Annotated in this window: 15 protein-coding genes; 9 read left to right on the forward strand and 6 right to left on the reverse strand. The window is 36.7% G+C overall.

Annotation, left to right across the window (positions count from 1 at the left end; all coding sequences use genetic code 11):
- The first annotated feature begins 188 nt into the window (after window positions 1–188).
- The 6 genes from ACZIX2_RS06820 to yidC all read left to right on the forward strand — a co-directional run bounded on the left by ACZIX2_RS06820 (window position 189) and on the right by yidC (window position 8715).
- Window positions 189–869 carry a hypothetical protein gene (locus ACZIX2_RS06820; protein WP_463339339.1) on the forward strand — a complete coding sequence of 227 codons (681 nt, stop codon included), beginning with the start codon at window positions 189–191 and terminating at the stop codon, window positions 867–869.
- Between the two features lie 116 nt (window positions 870–985).
- A complete protein-coding gene (gene guaA / locus ACZIX2_RS06825) occupies window positions 986–2515 on the forward strand; it encodes a glutamine-hydrolyzing GMP synthase (RefSeq protein ID WP_463339340.1) in 1530 nt (509 codons plus the stop codon).
- A gap of 122 nt (window positions 2516–2637) precedes the next feature.
- On the forward strand, window positions 2638–4593 hold the full coding sequence (locus ACZIX2_RS06830; protein WP_463339341.1) for a LysM peptidoglycan-binding domain-containing protein: 1956 nt from the start codon (window positions 2638–2640) through the stop codon (window positions 4591–4593).
- Between the two features lie 5 nt (window positions 4594–4598).
- Complete coding sequence (locus ACZIX2_RS06835; protein WP_463339342.1) at window positions 4599–4832, forward strand: DUF3820 family protein; 234 nt, start codon at window positions 4599–4601, stop codon at window positions 4830–4832.
- Window positions 4833–5108: 276 nt separating this feature from the next.
- Entirely contained in the window at window positions 5109–6722 is a 1614-nt protein-coding gene (locus ACZIX2_RS06840) for a CTP synthase (RefSeq protein ID WP_463339343.1), read from the forward strand.
- A gap of 88 nt (window positions 6723–6810) precedes the next feature.
- Entirely contained in the window at window positions 6811–8715 is a 1905-nt protein-coding gene (gene yidC, locus ACZIX2_RS06845; protein WP_463339344.1) for a membrane protein insertase YidC, read from the forward strand.
- 57 nt (window positions 8716–8772) lie between these two features.
- Here yidC and ACZIX2_RS06850 read toward each other — a convergent pair whose 3' ends face one another.
- Window positions 8773–9729 carry a fasciclin domain-containing protein gene (locus ACZIX2_RS06850; RefSeq protein ID WP_463339345.1) on the reverse strand — a complete coding sequence of 319 codons (957 nt, stop codon included), beginning with the start codon at window positions 9727–9729 and terminating at the stop codon, window positions 8773–8775.
- A gap of 393 nt (window positions 9730–10122) precedes the next feature.
- Between ACZIX2_RS06850 and ACZIX2_RS06855 the strand changes: the two genes are divergently transcribed.
- Window positions 10123–10827, forward strand: coding sequence for a toxin-antitoxin system YwqK family antitoxin (locus ACZIX2_RS06855; protein ID WP_463339346.1), 705 nt, complete (start codon window positions 10123–10125; stop codon window positions 10825–10827).
- Between the two features lie 69 nt (window positions 10828–10896).
- Window positions 10897–12072: a tRNA 2-thiouridine(34) synthase MnmA gene (gene mnmA, locus ACZIX2_RS06860; protein ID WP_463339347.1), complete on the forward strand. Its 1176-nt coding sequence runs from the start codon at window positions 10897–10899 to the stop codon at window positions 12070–12072.
- Window position 12073: 1 nt separating this feature from the next.
- On the opposite strand, the gene ACZIX2_RS06865 is transcribed toward mnmA, so the two are convergent.
- The 3 genes from ACZIX2_RS06865 to ACZIX2_RS06875 form a co-directional block, all read right to left on the reverse strand.
- Window positions 12074–13324 (reverse strand): voltage-gated chloride channel family protein, encoded by a 1251-nt coding sequence (locus ACZIX2_RS06865; protein ID WP_463339348.1) that lies wholly within the window; start codon window positions 13322–13324, stop codon window positions 12074–12076.
- A gap of 17 nt (window positions 13325–13341) precedes the next feature.
- Window positions 13342–13734 carry a RidA family protein gene (locus ACZIX2_RS06870; RefSeq protein WP_463339349.1) on the reverse strand — a complete coding sequence of 131 codons (393 nt, stop codon included), beginning with the start codon at window positions 13732–13734 and terminating at the stop codon, window positions 13342–13344.
- Window positions 13735–13863: 129 nt separating this feature from the next.
- Complete coding sequence (locus tag ACZIX2_RS06875) at window positions 13864–14967, reverse strand: DUF3810 domain-containing protein (RefSeq protein ID WP_463339350.1); 1104 nt, start codon at window positions 14965–14967, stop codon at window positions 13864–13866.
- A 116-nt stretch (window positions 14968–15083) separates the two neighbouring features.
- Here ACZIX2_RS06875 and ACZIX2_RS06880 point away from each other — a divergent pair, with 116 nt between their 5' ends.
- Window positions 15084–16547 carry an aminoacyl-histidine dipeptidase gene (locus tag ACZIX2_RS06880; RefSeq protein ID WP_463339351.1) on the forward strand — a complete coding sequence of 488 codons (1464 nt, stop codon included), beginning with the start codon at window positions 15084–15086 and terminating at the stop codon, window positions 16545–16547.
- Between the two features lie 68 nt (window positions 16548–16615).
- Here ACZIX2_RS06880 and ACZIX2_RS06885 read toward each other — a convergent pair whose 3' ends face one another.
- Together ACZIX2_RS06885 and ACZIX2_RS06890 are read right to left on the reverse strand one after the other, a co-directional pair.
- Window positions 16616–16750 carry a hypothetical protein gene (locus ACZIX2_RS06885; RefSeq protein ID WP_463339352.1) on the reverse strand — a complete coding sequence of 45 codons (135 nt, stop codon included), beginning with the start codon at window positions 16748–16750 and terminating at the stop codon, window positions 16616–16618.
- Between the two features lie 114 nt (window positions 16751–16864).
- The gene (locus ACZIX2_RS06890) at window positions 16865–18457 is read right to left on the reverse strand and encodes a PepSY domain-containing protein (protein WP_463339353.1); all 1593 of its coding nucleotides are present in this window, start codon (window positions 18455–18457) and stop codon (window positions 16865–16867) included.
- Between the last annotated feature and the right edge of the window lie 150 nt (window positions 18458–18607).

Raw genomic sequence — 18607 nt, forward strand, 5'->3', positions numbered from 1 at the left:
ATACCATAGTTTTATTGCGAAATAAGAGAGAGGGGAGGATTTACAAGGTTGTTTTTGGAGCTATTTTTTCAAAAATACAACCAAAATGTTAAGATATTTTTAATTCATTAGCATAGCCAAAGAAATACATTAGTTTTGTGATAGTTAAAGAGGAGTAAAAAGATACTCACAAAATTTCATTCCCAAATATGAAACCACTTTTTATAATTGTATTGTTGCTATCTTTTGTTAGTTTAGATGTATCGGCTCAGGTTGAGTTTGGAAATAAATTCAAGCCGATTCCTCCGGCAAATTTCCCTGCCAAACCCAAGAAAAAAGTGGTGCCACCGGCTGATTTACCTAAAATAGATCAACCCAACGTGTTTAATTCGCCAGAAAACCCGAATAAAACTTCTACCACAATTTCTAAGTCAAATGATGTGAATATGTTTCCCAAAGAAAAATTCATCAATCCTGGCGAAGAATACCTCAAAAAAATGCAGAAAGACGTCGATAAAACGTTGAACGAAAACAATGCTCCTTTGCTTCGTCGCAATTTCGATTTTGGTCAAATCAAAACCAAGTCCAAATATGTAATTGTAAAAGTGCGCGATTTTATATACGTGGACGGCGATTTGCTTCGTATTTATCAAAATGCGACCATTGTGAAATCGGAAGTTTTCTTGGGCGATTCCTATACGGAGATTAAAATACTCCTAGGAGAAGGCTTTAATAAATTGGATTTTGAAGCCCTAAATACCGGTACTAGTGGTGGAAATACCGCCGAAATTGTCATCATCGACGATCAGAAAAAAGTGCTGTCGAAGAATTATTGGGATAATTTAGCCACCGGTTTCAAGGGGACGATTCTTTTAGTGAAAGAAGAATAGTAGGCTGTTTGTGGTGTGAAATACTTGAAAATTAGTGATTTAAATTGAGTTTGAAGGCTTGAAATATTTTTTTAAAATTCAATTTTCAATTTCAAAATTTAAAAGTATTTTTGCGCATGCAACACAACGTACTTATTTTAGATTTCGGTTCGCAATACACTCAGCTTATTGCGCGAAGAGTTCGAGAGTTAAACATATTCTGTGAAATCTTCCCTTACAATCACATTCCTAGTGATTTATCATCTTATAAAGCAGTAATTCTTGGCGGAAGCCCATTTTCTGTTCGTTCAGAAGATGCGCCTCATCCAGATTTATCTCAAATAAGAGGAAAACTTCCCTTACTTGCCGTTTGTTACGGAGCACAATATTTAGCGCATTTTAGCGGTGGAGAAGTAGCAGCTTCTAATACTAGAGAATACGGTAGAGCCAATTTGTCTTTCATCAAAGAAAATGAAACATTCTTCGAAGGGGTTTCAGAGAACAGCCAAGTTTGGATGAGCCATAGTGATAGTATCAAAGCCTTACCTACCAACGGGGTTAAATTGGCAAGTACTCATGATGTAGAATTTGCGGCCTATAAAATTGAGGGCGAAACTACATACGCTATTCAATACCATCCAGAGGTGTTTCACTCAACAGATGGTTCCAAAATGTTGGAGAATTTCTTGGTGAAAATTGCCGAAGTACCTCAGAATTTTACGCCTAACGCTTTTGTTGAAGAAATTGTAGCTGAAATGAAAGAGAAAATCGGAGATGACAAAGTAGTGCTTGGTCTTTCTGGTGGTGTAGATTCAACTGTAGCAGCGGTATTATTGAACAAAGCTATTGGTAAAAACCTATATTGTATTTTTGTAAATAACGGTTTACTTCGTAAAAACGAATTCCAAAATGTATTGAATCAATACAAAGGGATGGGATTAAACGTAAAAGGAGTGGATGCTGGAGATCGTTTCTTGTCTGAATTGGCAGGTGTAAGCGATCCGGAAACCAAGAGAAAAATTATTGGTCGTGTTTTTATAGAAGTATTCGATGACGAATCGCATCAATTAGAAGATGTGAAATGGTTAGCGCAAGGAACAATTTATCCTGACGTAATTGAGTCTGTTTCGGTAAAAGGGCCTTCTGCAACGATCAAATCACACCATAATGTGGGTGGTTTGCCAGATTTTATGAAATTGAAAATAGTAGAGCCTTTGCGCATGTTGTTCAAAGATGAGGTACGTCGCGTAGGAGCTACTTTAGGCATCGATCCTGAATTGTTAGGAAGACATCCTTTCCCAGGACCCGGTTTGTCTATTCGTATTTTGGGAGATATTACTCCAGAAAAAGTGAGAATTTTGCAAGAGGTAGATGCGGTTTTTATTGACGGTTTAAAATCTTGGGGATTATATGATAAAGTTTGGCAAGCAGGCGCTATTTTATTGCCAGTAAATAGTGTGGGCGTAATGGGCGATGAGCGTACTTATGAAAAAGTAGTGGCGCTCAGAGCTGTCGAATCTACCGATGGAATGACAGCAGATTGGGTACATTTGCCATATGAGTTTTTGATGAAAATCTCCAATGAAATTATCAATAAAGTAAAAGGAGTGAATCGTGTGGTGTATGATATTAGTTCGAAACCGCCGGCCACCATTGAGTGGGAATAATATAGTACGATTATAATTTTCCTTTTTTGGATTTTATTAACGTAGGAACGGTATCAGATTTTACATAAAATTTGATGCCGTTTTCTTATCTTTGGACACCGCTTAACCCTCAAATTTTAGGTATGAAGTCATATAGTCATTTGGTATTTTTGATATTGTGTTCTTTTCTTCAGCTGAAAGCACAAGAGAAAACCACGACGCACAAAGTGCAAAAAGGAGAAACCATTACTCAAATTGCTCAGAAATATCAAGTAAGTCCTCATGATATTTATCAATTGAACCCCGACGCACAAACCGGGATTAGCCCAAACACTCTATTGCTGATTCCAAAAAAAGGAATGGTAGTGGCTTCAGCATCAAAACCAAAATCAAAAAATACTACCCAAACCAAAACCCACGTAGTAGCGCCAAAAGAAACGCTGTTTGGGATTCAAAAAATGTATCATGTTACCGAAGAAGCCTTGTTGAAAGCGAATCCGTTTTTGTCCAATGGTTTGCAAATAGGGCAAACATTGGTGATTCCTGCCATTGATTCTAGCAAAATAATTACGGTGTTGCCCTCTACTACATCGGCGCCAGTATATCACATAGTGCAGTCACAAGAAACCAAATTTTCGATTGCAAAAAAATACCAATTGACCATTGAAGAACTCGAAAAGAAAAATCCTGAAATTGTAGCCAATCTTCCGGTGGGGGCAAATTTGTTGGTTAAAGGAAATCGACCCAAAACACAACAATCACAAGAGAATAGTGTTGCAAAAGTGACAACAGTTCCTCCAGCGTCGACTTCCTCTGATACTGTAAAATGGGTAAACTACACTGTGCAACCCAAAGAAACCTTGTATAGTTTAACCAAAATGACAGGTTTATCTACGCAAGAATTGGTACGAATCAATCCTATTCTTAAAGAAGGGGTGCAAGAAGGAATGGTGTTGCAGTTGCCTTTGTCTAAAAAAAATACAGTTGCAGAAGCTAAAAAAACCACTTTTGTTACCTTAGAGAAAAAAAAATCTGGGCTTGGCAAAAAACTGGTGTTGCTCATTCCATTTAATATGAATAAGCTGGCCAATGACACGGTCAATTCTACTGCTGAACGCTTAAAAAAAGATAAGTTTTTAAACATGGCATTGGATTTTTATTCCGGTGCTCTATTGGCGATTGATTCTGCCAAGCAAATGGGAATTGCGGTTGATGTAGCCGTCTTTGATTCTCAAGAAACAAGATCTAGTTCTCAAGTACCTGCTTTAATTAAAGAAAATAAACTGGCCAATGCCAACGTGGTGATAGGTCCTTTTTATCAAAATAATGTCGAAAAAACAGCAGAATTATTAAAAGAAGCTCAAGTGTCTGTGATTTCGCCTTTGTCTAAAGAAACGAGTAGACCGCTTCCTAATCTGTATCAATCCATTGTGACCAACGAAACAATTCGTACGGCTGTGTTTGATTATATGAAAAGTAAAAATGGAAACATGATTGCTGTAGTGGATAAAAAGAAAGAATCGGCAAGGTTGTATTTTTCTCAAAATCAAAAAGAGGTTAAAATAGCTCCGTTAACTCCAACGGGCGGTTTAAATGTCGAAGCCTTGAAAAGTCTTTTGGATAGTAAACGTCCTAATTATGTAATCTTGGAAACAGGTAATACGATGATGATTAAAGCGACTATGGCAACGCTTTTGGCAATGAAAAAATCACATCGAGTACAATTGGTTATATTAGAACCCAACCCCACCTTGGATACTGATGAAATTGCCTTTACCAACTTAGTAAAGCTCAATTTGATGTACCCATCGGCAACCCGAGAAAACGCTTCACATGAGGTCAAAATTTATGAGCAGAAATACCGTGATGGGAATAAAATTATCCCTAGCGCCTATGCTACTAGAGGGTTTGATTTGGTTTTTGATACCTTGCTCAGGATGACTCAAGAGGAGTCGTTTTCACAAACAATTCCAGACATGGCTACAGAACAAGTTGAAAACAAATTCGAATATTACGTAAAAGAAGACGGAAGTATTCAAAATAAAGGGACGTATATCTTGTATTATGACGAGGATATGACCATTAAAGAAGCCCAATAAAACAAGTGGAATCTTCAAAAGAAGCACTCATTCGATTAGCACATGCTACCATGCCTTTTGGGAAATACAAAGGTCGTTTTTTGATTGATCTACCCGAATATTATGTAGTTTGGTACAAAAACAAAGGGTTTCCTGCTGGTGTTTTGGGCCAACAATTGCAATTGGTCTATGAAATAAAAACCAATGGTTTGGAAGACTTAATTCGAAATATCAAAAAGCAATACCCTTTTAAAAAATAAACGCGTTTCCTATTAGAATCGTTGGTTTTTTAAGGGTTTATAGCTGGTGAAGGGGTGTGTTTCAATAGACAGATTTTTTTAATTATTTAGAGCGGGAGAAACGAATGTAGTGCTGGTTTGCTTTGTCGGACAGTAGTCAACACGGGCTAATTTTTTCTTCTAAACCATTCCTTTGCGACTTGAAAAATTCTAAAGAATTTGAAACCTTAGAATTCCAATTAAATTTGTACTTTTGCCAAGTTTTTTACACAACTACATTTCAAACAACATAACTCAATGAATCAAACAAAATATATTTTTGTTACTGGTGGTGTGACATCTTCTTTAGGAAAGGGGATTATCGCAGCTTCTTTGGCAAAATTATTACAAGCTAGAGGGTATCGAACAACGATACAAAAATTTGATCCTTATATCAACGTAGATCCAGGAACACTTAATCCGTATGAACACGGAGAGTGTTATGTTACCGATGATGGAGCCGAAACCGATTTGGATTTGGGGCATTATGAGCGTTTTCTAAATGTACCCACCTCTCAAGCCAATAATGTTACCACAGGAAGAATTTATCTTTCGGTTATTGAAAAGGAACGACGCGGAGAGTTTTTAGGGAAGACAGTTCAAGTGGTACCTCATATTACCAATGAAATCAAAGATAGAATGCAATTGCTAGGTAAAACAGGCGATTTTGATATCGTGATTACAGAAATTGGAGGTACAGTAGGAGATATCGAATCGTTGCCTTATATCGAGTCTGTGCGTCAATTGGTTTGGGATTTAGGGGAGAACAATAGCATTGTGATTCATTTAACATTGGTTCCATATTTAGCGGCTGCCAAAGAATTAAAAACAAAACCTACACAGCATTCGGTTAAAACGTTAATGGAAAGCGGAATCAAAGCGGATATTTTAGTGTGTCGTACCGAACATCAAATATCTGACGAAATTCGCAACAAATTGGCGTTGTTTTGCAATGTAAAAAGAGAAGCAGTGATTCAATCTATTGATGCTTCCACTATTTATGAAGTGCCAAACTTAATGCTAGAGGAAGGTTTGGATGTAGTGGCTTTGAAAAAGTTAGATTTGCCTAAGAAAGCAGCTCCGGATTTAAAAAATTGGAACACTTTCTTGAAACGATTGAAAAACCCAAAAAACACGATCAACATAGGTTTAGTGGGTAAATATGTTGAAATGCAAGATTGTTACAAATCAATTTTAGAAGCTTTCATTCACGCGGGAGCAGCCAACGCTACCAAAGTAAACGTAGTTTCCATTCATTCCGAACATATTGATGCTAATAATGTAGCTGAAAAATTAGCGGGCTTGGATGGTGTTTTAGTAGCGCCTGGTTTTGGAGAGCGCGGTATTGAAGGAAAAATCGAAGCGGTGCGTTTTGTTCGTGAAAACCACATTCCGTTTTTTGGTATTTGTTTAGGAATGCAAATGTCGGTAATAGAATACGCAAGAAATATCCTTGGATACAAAGAGGCAAATTCGACCGAAATGAATGAAAATACCATTCATCCTGTGGTGAATTTGATGGAAGATCAAAAAAATGTGACAGACAAAGGTGGTACAATGCGTTTAGGTGCTTGGAAATGTGAAATTAAGCCTGATTCTCTTGCACACAGAATTTATGGTACTACGTCTATTTCAGAACGTCATCGTCATCGATATGAGTACAATAGTGCTTATGTTGCACCTTTGCAAGAAGCAGGTTTAATAGCTTCGGGTATAAATCCAGATACTGGATTGGTAGAAATTGTAGAATTGGAAAATCACCCGTTCTTTATTGGGGTGCAGTATCATCCAGAATACAAAAGTACTGTAGCCAATCCACATCCAATTTTTGTAAACTTTGTAGCTGCAGCAGTTCAAGCACATAAAAAATAACAGATAATACTAAGGTTTAAATACACTTTCAATTGTAGAAAGTCTGCAACGTGAATTATTCCTAGTTAGAATTTTGAATTTAAAAAGAATGGAACAAAAAAAAATTGACATTAATTCGGTTATCGGTTTTATCCTGATTTTTGGGATTTTGGTGTGGATCATGTACCAGAACCAACCCGATCCTAAAAAAGTAGCAGCCGAAAAAGCTCAAAAAGAGTTAGTAAAACAAGCTCAAAAGCAAAAACAAATACAAAATCAGTTAATTGCAAAAGCGGCACAAGCGGTAGCTACAGGCGATTCTACTCAAGTAGTGGCTTTGCAAAAAACTTTAGGTGATTTTGCCTATTCTGCAACCTTGCCTTCCGCAAAAGAAGCTTTTACTACTATTGAAAACGAAGTAATTCGGTTGAAAATTGCCAATAAAGGGGGATATATAGCTGAAGCTACTTTAAAGAATTTTGAAAAGTTTAAAAAAGGATCCAACCAAATAGTTGAATTGATTAAAAACAATAATGCTCAATTGAACTTGCTGTTGCCTACCAAAGACAATCGTGCTTTGCAATCCAAAGATTTGTTTTTTGAACCTACTTTAACCAAGAATGGACAAGATCAAATTTTATCAATGAAGTTGAAAGCAGCTGCCAATGCCTTTATTGAATATCAATATGTATTGAAACCTAATGATTACATGATTGGTTTTGAGGTGCGTTCTCAAGGGATGAATCAAGTATTGAACACGGCTCAGCCTTTAAACTTAGAATGGAGTTTAAAAGGATTTAGAAATGAGAAAAGTATTTCTTATGAAAATAAATACACTGAGCTTTACTACGAACATAAAGACGGAAAAGTAGATTATGCTGGTTTAGGAAAAAAAGAAGAGGAAACACTTGAAAAACCTACTTTTATTGCATTCAAACAACATTTCTTTACTTCAATCTTGGTGTCTAAAACTCCTTTTGAAAAGGCTCAAGTGACTTCGACAAACCTAGTAAATGATGAAAAAGTAGATACTTTGTATACTAAAGCATTCAAAGCAAATTTACCTCTTGCCTTTACTAATGGTGAATTGGACCATAAGCTAAGTTGGTATATGGGACCATCGGATTATGAAACTCTTGCGAGTTATGATCAAAATCTTGAGAAAATTATCTCTATGGGGTGGGGCATCATCGGATGGATCAACCGTTTTATTTTCGTGCCTTTATTCGGATTTTTAGGGTCCTACATTGCGTATGGTATTGCCATTATTTTGTTCACTATTTTGATCAAATTGGCCATGTCGCCTATTACGTTCAAGTCCTTTTTGTCGCAAGCCAAAATGAAAGTATTGCGTCCTGAAATCAACGAATTGAATGAGAAATTCAAAAAGGACCCAATGAAAAAACAACAAGAAACTATGAAGTTGTACAACAAAGCCGGGGTAAATCCAATGGCAGGTTGTATTCCCGCATTGATTCAAATGCCTTTCTTGATGGCTTCTTTTCAATTTTTCCCATCTGCTTTTGAATTAAGACAACAAAAATTCCTTTGGGCTGATGATTTATCTTCTTTTGACGAAATCGTGAAGTTGCCTTTCCATATCCCGTTGTATGGAGATCACATCAGTTTATTCCCAATTTTAGCAGCTATTGCCATTTTCTTTTATATGAAAATGACTTCGGGCGATCAACAAATGGCCGCTCCGCAACAAGAAGGGATGCCAGATATGGCCAAGATGATGAAAATCATGATTTATGTATCGCCATTAATGATGTTATTTTTCTTTAACAGTTATGGTGCAGGATTGAGTTTGTATAACTTTATCTCCAATTTAGTGACCATTTTAATAATGTTGGTCATTAAGAACTATTTTATTGATAGTGATAAAATTCATGCTCAAATTCAAGAAAACAAATTAAAAGAGCCTAAAAAACAAAGCCGCTTCCAGAGAAAATTACAAGAAGCGATGGAGCAAGCCGAAGCGCAAAAGGCTGCCAACCAGAAAAGAAAATAAACAAAAAAAAACTTCCGTTAATCCAACGGAAGTTTTTTTTTTAAAGTACAGGTTTAGTTATAACTTAGGAAGAATCACTTTGTCAAGTACGTGTATCACTCCGTTGGCACATTGCACATCAGTAGCTACGATATTTGACATACGATTGTTAGCGTCTTTAATTTTTGCCCCTCCAGACAACTGAACTGTAAAAGTTTGTGTAGCTAGGGTATTTACCACTTGTCCTTCAGTAAGGCTAGTAGACAAGATGTTGCCACTAACTACATGGTATTGTAGTACCTTTGTCAAGTTTGCAGCTGAAACACCTGCTATACCTCCTGGAGCCAGTTCAGTATTTAATGCTGTGAAAGCGGCATTTGTGGGTGCAAATACGGTAAAGGGTCCAGTTCCTGATAAAATGGTAACAAAATCGGGTTGCCCAGCACTAGTTAAAGCTCCCACCAAAGAAGTGAAGTTTTTGTTAGCTGTAGCATGAGTAACAATTGTAGGTAGTCCAATTACAGCATCTACTACGTGAATTACTCCATTGGAAGCTATTACATCCGCAGTAGTTACATTTGATACCCCGTTAAGTTTAACACCAGAAGTCAAATCTACATACAAGCTCATGGTGTTAGACCCTGACGCTGCTGTTTTAGCCAACGTTTTTACGTAGCCTGTTTTTAAGTCTGTCGATTTCACTGTACCACTTACCACATGGTTTAACAATACTTGAGTCAAAACGTCAACAGGTACAGCATCCAATGAAGCAAATTTATTATCGCTTAAAAATTTGGCAAATGCTGCATCTGTTGGTGCAAAAACAGTAAATGGTCCTGTACCTTGTAAAGTAGTGGCTAAGTTTGCTTTTGTCAAAGCTTGTACCAATATTTTAAGGTTAGCATTCTTTACAGCAATACCCGTAATGGTGTTGTCTACTGGTGCTGGAGTGTCGTCATCATTATCACAAGCAGTGAAGAAAGTTAAAAATGCCAAACATACAAAGGTCATTTTTAAGGTAGTTACAATTTTCATAATAAATAAATTTAAGTTGGTAATGTTGCTTTTGTTTTGTTCAAAGTTATGTTGTAAAGATTAAACAAAAATGTATTTTATATTTTGATTAATATTTGTTTAATTATAGTAATTTGATGAGAATCGGTAAAATACGTGTTTTTTGTTTAAGTATGCTTTTGAATAGTTAAACAAAATTACAGTGTTGTTTTAGTTCATTTCTTTGTTTTGGTATTTTGTTTTTTTCATTTTCTTAGGATTTTGCTTTTCAAGGCTGATTAGAAGCATATTGGTAGCATGGAATGAAAAAAAAAGCAGAGAATGTCTATGTATGGGCTTAGTAATAGTATTTTTGTTAAGAGATAAAGGAGTGCTTTTCTTCAAAACGTTTGTAAAAGGTATAAATATTAAATTATGATAAAAAATGTTTTAATAGTGATTTTGATGTTGAATTGTTTCAGTATTGAGGCGCAATCTTCCATCAATCAATTAGATCAACAAGGGAAAAAAAATGGGCTTTGGAAAGGCTATTACCCAGAATCGAAACGAATTCGATATGAGGGTAATTTTGTTCATGGAAAAGAAGTTGGTAAGTTTACCTATTATGATGATACGAAAGCGGCTGATGTAATTGCCACTAGGGAATTTGAAGAGAAAGCCAATGCAGCCTATACCATTTTTTATAATCAAAATAAATTTAAAGTTAGTGAAGGCAAAGTAGTCAACAAACTATTTGAAGGCGAATGGAAGTACTATCATTTCAATTCTACTGAGTTGATGACCCGAGAGTTTTATCAGAATGGTAAATTATCTGGCGTACGTACGGTCTATTTTGTAGGGGGTAAAATAGCAGAAGAGACTACGTATAAAAATGGATTAAAAGATGGACCAAGTAAAATATACTCTGATAAAGGGGTTGTATTGGAAGAAACTTTTTATAAAAACGGACAGTATGATGGACCGGCTATTTTTAGAACACCTTCGGGGGCTTTAGCTTCTAAAGGGAATTTTGTGCTCGGAAAAAAAGAAGGAATATGGGAATTTTATGAAAAAGACCAACTCATTAAGAGGGTAAATATGAGTTATCCGGAACCCAGTACTACAGTCAAAAAGAATTAACGTTTACTTAAATAATTTTAATAGTCTTTGTTTTGTACCTTTGCACCCAATTTTTAAAAGAAGTTTTTGATGAGAAAACGCGTAGTAGTTGGTCTTTCTGGTGGAGTAGATTCTAGTGTAGCAGCCTATTTGTTACAAAAAGAAGGATATGAAGTGATTGGATTATTCATGAAAAATTGGCATGATGATTCGGTGACCATCTCCAATGAATGCCCTTGGCTTGAGGACAGTAATGATGCTTTGCTAGTGGCCGAAAAATTAGGGATTCCATTTCAAACAGTAGATTTGAGCGAACAATACCAAGAAAAGATTGTCGATTATATGTTCAACGAATACGAAAAAGGACGTACGCCCAACCCAGACGTACTTTGTAATCGTGAAATCAAGTTTGCGGTATTTTTAGAAATTGCCTTGCAATTAGGGGCCGACTTTGTAGCTACAGGACACTATTGTCAAAAACAAGAAACAGTCGTTGACGGCCAAACCATTTATCAATTGGTTGCTGGTGTAGATACGAATAAAGACCAATCCTATTTTTTATGTCAGTTGTCTCAAGAACAATTGGCAAAAGCATTGTTTCCAATCGGAGCATTAACTAAACCTGAAGTTCGTGAAATTGCTGCCGAAATGGAATTAGTAACTGCGGAGAAAAAAGATTCTCAGGGCTTATGTTTTATTGGAAAAGTAAGGTTGCCCGAATTTTTACAACAAAAATTACAACCCAAGGAAGGGCAAATAATTCAAATAGATAAACTTCATCCTATCTATAATGAGGACGTACAAGAGGATGTTTTGGCCTCTTTAGCACGAAAAATGGTGTATACGCCAGAAATGGGTAAAGTAGTAGGAAAACATCAAGGGGCACATTATTTTACAGTGGGACAACGTAAAGGACTCAATGTAGGCGGAACCAATGATCCTCTTTTTGTTATTGCGACTGATGTCGAAACGAATACCATTTATACTGGATTGTCTAGCGCACATCCAGGCTTGTTTAGAAGAGGGCTCTTTGTAGAAGCCTCAGAAACGCATTGGATTAGACGTGATTTGGCGCTTCAGCCTGGTCAAAATCGAGAAGTTTTGGCACGCATTCGTTACCGTCAACCTTTGCAAAAAGCCACGTTACATCAAGAGGAAACAGGGTTGTATGTTATTTTTGACGAACCCCAATCGGCAATTACCGAAGGTCAATTTGTGGCTTGGTATGAAGATAATGAATTGTTGGGATCAGGAGTAATTGCTTAAATTATTGTTGTTTTGTTTTGCACCACCAATTTAGTACTAGTTTTTTTGGACCGCTAATCAGTTGAGAGGAATAAATACCTTTTGAGCCTGAGCAAAAATAAGCTATGACACATGCAATAGCTATAAATACACCATTAGTTGTTCCAAACAATTCAAATCCCATAAAGGTGCAAGCTAGAGGTGTATGTGTGGCGCCCGAAAATACTGCGACAAAACCCATTCCTGCTAATAATGCTATCGGGAGTGGTATAAAAACAGATAAAGCACTCCCTAATGTTGCGCCTACAAAAAACAATGGGGTAACCTCACCGCCTTTAAATCCGGCGCCCAAGGTAAATCCAGTCAAAAGAAGTTTCAATAAAAAATCATAAGGCGCATTCGCCTGATGAAAGGCTTCAACAATACTTGGTACTCCCAAACCGATGTACTTACTAACGGGGAAAATGAAAATGATAACTGCCAAAATACTTCCGCCAACAAGAGGTCTCAAAGGAGGGTAGCTGATGTAGTTTTTAAAAAGCTTTCCCCAAAAATGTAAATTTCTTGAAAATAACAATGCGGTGAGGCCAAAGATACAACCCGCTAATAGCGTCCATGAAAAAGAACGTAGAGATAAATGCACGCTATTGGGTATGCTGTAATGAGTGTGATGGACAGGCCATAAAAAGACAGTAAAATAAGCTATGTAAGCTACTAAAAAAGATAAGGTTACTGTTTTGTAATTTATTTTTCGAAAGCCATTAACTTCCAAAGCAAATAAAGCACCAGCAATGGGAGTGCCAAAAACAGATGCAAACCCAGCACTGATGCCTAATACCAATAATTTTTTTCTTTTATAGTTTTCAAGTTTCAAAAAACGTTTCATGAGATCTGCAATAGCGGCTCCCATCTGTACAGCGGTGCCTTCTCTTCCTGCAGAACCTCCAAACAAATGGGTCATTAAGGTTGTCACTAAGACCAAAGGCGCCATCCGAAATGGAATGGGTTTTTGGGGTTCGTCAAAGGCTTCAAGGATTAAATTATTACCTTTCACCACAGAAGCGCCATACCAATGATAGAGCAATCCAATAAAAAGTCCTGCAATTGGTAGAAAAACTATAATCCAAGTGTGGTCAAGGCGAAATTGGGTAACCTTTTCCAAAGCAAGCAGAAAAAAAGCAGAAGCACAACCTGACAAAAAACCTACAAGCCCACAAATAAGTATCCACTGAAATAGGGTAGAAACAATCGCGGTTGAGGTTTTTTTAATCATTTTTACATTATTAATGTTTAATCTTCAGATGATAGAATGGCTGTAAATTCAATTTCAACTAAATATTCTGGTGCCACTAGCTGTGATATGCCATAAAAACCTGTAGTAGGTTTTATATCTTTAAAATACGCAGCATGGGCGTTTGCAATGGTTTCAAATAGAGTAACATCGGTAGTGAAAATTCGGGTACGAATCACATCTTGCATTCCAGAGCCCAACTCTATCAAGACTTTTTCAACGCGTTCTAATATATTTAGCGTTTGTGCATGGGCATCGGTTGCTTTAACTTGATCGCCGTCAACGATTGCCACTGTTCCTGATACTTCGATAAATTGGCCAACACGTATCGCTCTACAATAGCCCATTTTGTCTTCCCATGGAGAACCTGTTAAAATTTGGTGTTTTTTCATTTGGTTTTTTTGTTAGTTATGGTATTATAAAAAATTGAGGAGGTAAATCTAAACATTCTACCTTGTATAAAAAACCAATTATTTCGTCCTTTTGTTATTTTTTTAATATTTTGATTCTGATTTTATGTTTTATTGAGTAAGCAACTTAAATGACAGTGGATGTTTTTTATGATAATTAATCATTAGATCGACATATTTGCTGTAACTCTCCATGCCATCTTTTTGTTGGTTCAATTTCAGAAAATGATCATAAAACAAATGAAAGCCTTTGTCTATAAAAGTATCATATTGTTGCCAGAACACTTCACTTTCCTTGTAATTCTGCATTACACCTGGATGGATGGTGGGGAGTAATGCGGTAACTTGGCTTTCGTTTTTTGTCCCCAAACTTCTCAAACAGTATCTTAAGGCTAAACTATAACCAGCATATTGTATGTACAAGTTGTTGTTTTTGATGGATGCCAAAAAGCCAATAAAATTACACTCACTTTCACTAGCAAAACCTATTTGATGCGCCATTTCATGATTGGCTGTCATTGCGAAACTATACAGAGGTCCTAAACTATTAACGTGTGCTTCGTTTGTAAACGGATTCAAATAGCCGCCAAATCCCATATAGGTTAGCGGAATGCTAAAAAGGGATTTCTTAATACTCAAATGACTGTAGCGAAACATAGAATGTTCACGAGCTAGATTATGATAGCCATTCGTATTCATTTGAAAAAGTTCCGTTTGGGAGTAGGGGACTACCACTTTCTTATTTTTGTCTTTCGTTAGACGGAGCTGAATCGTATTGGTTTTGGCAATTAACTTTTGAGTAAAATGAAGCAAATCGGCATCAGAATAGTCTTTTGCAATTTTCATTTTTTCGAACAACGGTAACCGATAATAATTGAGTCCCCAAAGCACATGAAATAGAAAGTAAACGACCGATAAAAAACTTGCTATAGAAAGGGATATATCTTTCCATCTTTGTCGGCGAGCTACATGTTGGATTTTTTTATTTTTTTTGAGGAACCAAAACCAACGTATAACCCAGATAATAAGGAGAGCATACAAAATATCGCCCAATGAAAAAGAAAGTTTCCCTAAACTGATTCTCAAACTATTCGAAATAAAGACATAAAGTCCGTTGCTGTACCATCGTTCGATGAATTCCGGAAAAAATCGAATGATTTTCAATACTACAATTTGAAATACGAGGAATAGCGGTAAAAGGTATTTTCTTTTCAATTTTTTTTAATGTAAATATAAATAACTATTGTATTACCTAAATAAGTAGTTGCTAAACTTTGTAACTTTGAAGAATTATTATTTTATACATCTTTTTTTATAAATAAGACAAAACAATGAGTCAAGAAATAAGAAATTTAGAGCCTAAAGCACTTTGGAATCAGTTTGCTGATTTGAATGCCGTACCACGTCCTTCTAAAAAAGAAGAGCAAGTGATTCAATTTATGAAAGATTTTGGGAATCGTTTGGGGTTGGAAACCTTTGAAGACGACATCCGAAATGTAATCATTCGCAAACCGGCTACTCCAGGAATGGAAAACCGCAAACCAATCGTCTTGCAAGGCCACTTAGATATGGTACACCAAAAAAACAACGATACTGTTTTTGATTTCGAAACGCAAGGAATCGATATGTACGTGGATGGCGACTGGGTTCGTGCTAAGGGAACGACATTAGGAGCTGACAACGGTTTGGGCGTAGCGGCAATTATGGCTGTTTTGGAAAGTACAGATATTCCACATCCGGCCATTGAAGCCTTGTTTACAATTGATGAAGAAACCGGAATGACAGGGGCGTTGAACCTAAAAGGCGGTATTTTGCAAGGTCAGATATTATTGAATCTAGATACCGAGGAAGATGACGAAATCGACATTGGGTGCGCAGGGGGTATCGATGTAACCGCAACAGCCGAATACGACGAAGAGGATACACCAGAAGGTTCAGTGGGCTACAGTATTACCGTTAAAGGCTTGCAAGGTGGCCATTCAGGTATGGATATTCACAAAGGGTTGGGGAATGCCAATAAAATAATGAACCGTTTGTTGTTTGACGGATTTGATAACTTCGGTTTACAAATTGCTTCGATTGTTGGAGGAAGTTTGCGTAATGCCATTCCAAGAGAGAGTGTGGCCAAAGTGATTATTGCTGCAGTTTACGATGAAGCTTTTGTATTTGATATGCAACAAATCGTAAACGAGATTAAAGCGGAGTTCAAAACGACTGAGCCTAACTTAGAAATTGTTTTTGAAAAATTAACAGAGGTTCCTGCCAAAGTGATGCCTTCTATAGCTCAGTTTTATTTTGTGCGTTCGATGTATACGGCTCACAACGGCGTGTATCGTATGAGTGCTGATTTTGACAATCTGGTAGAAACGTCTAACAATATTGCCAAAGTAATGGTAGGCGAAGGACAGTTAACCGTGCAATGCTTGACACGTTCTTCGGTAGAGTCTTCTAAAATGGATATGGCGAATGCGTTGCGTTCTGCCTTTGAATTGATGGGATGTGAGGTGGAATTTTCTGGAGCTTATCCGGGATGGACGCCTAATCCAAAATCTGAAATTTTGGAGGTGTTGGTTGGAATTTATGAAAAACAAAACAATGTAAAACCCAATGTAGTGGCTTGTCACGCAGGATTAGAGTGTGGAATTTTAGGTACCAATTATCCAGATATGGATATGATTTCTTTTGGACCAACGATTCACGGAGCCCATTCTCCTGACGAAAGAGCGAGCATTAGTTCCTCTCAAAAATTTTGGAAATTCTTCTTAGAAATTTTAGCAAGTATTCCTGCTAAATAATTAGTTTTTCAGTTGTATAGTGTTCAGTGAATTGCTGAACACTATAGACTGATAACTGAACACTAATTTTAGTCCCTTTTGGGACTATTTTTTTTATCTCGTTTTTCTTCTTTCTTTTCTTTTGCTGTTTTTAGCGGTTCTTTTTTTGCTGTTTTTTTAGCATTTAGACTTTTTGCCATAATTACTTGTTTTAGTGAATTCAAGTAAAGGTAGTTTAATTTAGTGCTGCTATTACTTTTAAAAAAAAACTCCCAATCACGAGGTGTAATTGGGAGAATGATTTTTTTGATTGAATGTTGTATGAAAAGGGAGAAATTCTACTTCTTTTTCAAAAACAAAACTAAGCCTAAAATGCTAATAACTAAAATAACCAAAGCAGCTAGAACAGTAGACAAATCCCTAAGACTTTTTCCTGCCCAATCCATAAACAAGAATTTATGAAAAATGGCAAACGAATAGCCTTCTATTTTGTCCGATGTTTCGACTAGAGCAGCTACTCTCGAGGTGGCGGTTTCTATAAAATAGGTTTTTTTATTTGGGGTGTCATACGCTAACTTGATTACTGGCAAACGTTTGTTGACAAAACCATATTCTCTGCTGTTAAAATCTGTAAGTTGTTTGGTTTCTAGTAGCTTTACTTCTTTTATAGCGCAGTTAGGTTCTGTTGTGCTGTTATCCATTTCACAGCAAGCGGCTTGCTGGTTGTTGTTGTCAAAATATTCAGCCAAAAAAGTAGCGTAATCTATATCTAAATTGGGACGTACTTTGTTGGTGACACTGTTGATGTATACAATTTCGCTAACGGGTTGTGCTTTTTTGTTGCCCCATTTTGGTGTTTTGGTAGCGGTTTTGTTATTGGATTGTAATTCGCAACGGTAATAAATGCTGTCATTGTAACGAATCAAACTGGTGTTTTCCAATTTTTTCCAATCTAAAGCTAAGGATGTATTTGCGGTTGGTAACTCATTGGTTTTAAAAAGGGGTTCATACACCATTTTGTCCAAAACATAAGGTTTCCATTTGGTTGTTGCGTGATAAGCCCCACTAAAAGCAAAGGTTAAGGTAAAAAACGAAAACCAAATCCCGATTTGACGATGATACGCTCTAATTCCCTTTTTGGGCGCTAGACGGTCTGTTTTTTTGAATTGTTTCCAAAATAAGCCATAAATCACGATTCCAGTAATGGCTGAGAAGAAGATAATGCCAAGGAAAATCAACATTACTACTATACGGATGCTGTTGTTGCTAATCCAATCCATAAAAGCCCAGTTGTGAAACGTGTCAAAAAACCAAATGAAGGCTTGTCTAGATTTTGGATTATAGGTGGCTAGTTTGCTCGAAGCGGTTTCTACATAAACCTCCATAGCATCTGGACGATTGTACGTGATTTTGTAAACTGGTAAGTAGCGATTGATGTATTTGTACTGCGAATTGAACTCGGTTACTACTTCTGTTTTGGCGATAGTACTTTCTTGGTCTTCTAAAAAGTAACGCGAAAGCCAGTGTGCGTAGTGTTGGTCTCCGTTTTCTAGTTTTTTGGCGGTTGAAGTATCAAAATACAAAAGTGAATCTTTTTCGGTTTTCACTTGATAATAAGTAGCCTTGTCAAAAGATACTATTCGGAAATTCTTGAAGCTGCTGATTTGGTTTTTTAGCAATACTTCTTGAAGGGAATAGTTGATTTTTGAGGAGTCGATGGTTACTTTTTCGATTTGTGCATTGGCAATAGTCGGTTTGAAAAAATGCGCCATAAAAGGATGCATTATCCCTGACAGTGTCCAGAAAATAACGGGCACAATAGTAATAATCCCAATGTATCTGTGCCAAGCGTATATTTTTTGCTTTACTTTTTTGATGAATTTCGAATCCTTTTTCTTGGATGTTTTCTCGTTGTTGATGGTTGTGCTCATTGTTTGTTATTTTTAGCCCCGGTAGTAGCCTACCGTCTGGACACATCTTGGAATAATTTCCATCCTTGCATTACGGAATTAAATTTTTGTATACCAATCCAAAATGTTGTTATTCCTGGCCTCCGCTCTGACGCATAACCTTTCCAGCCG

This window comes from Flavobacterium riviphilum, assembly GCF_055231795.1.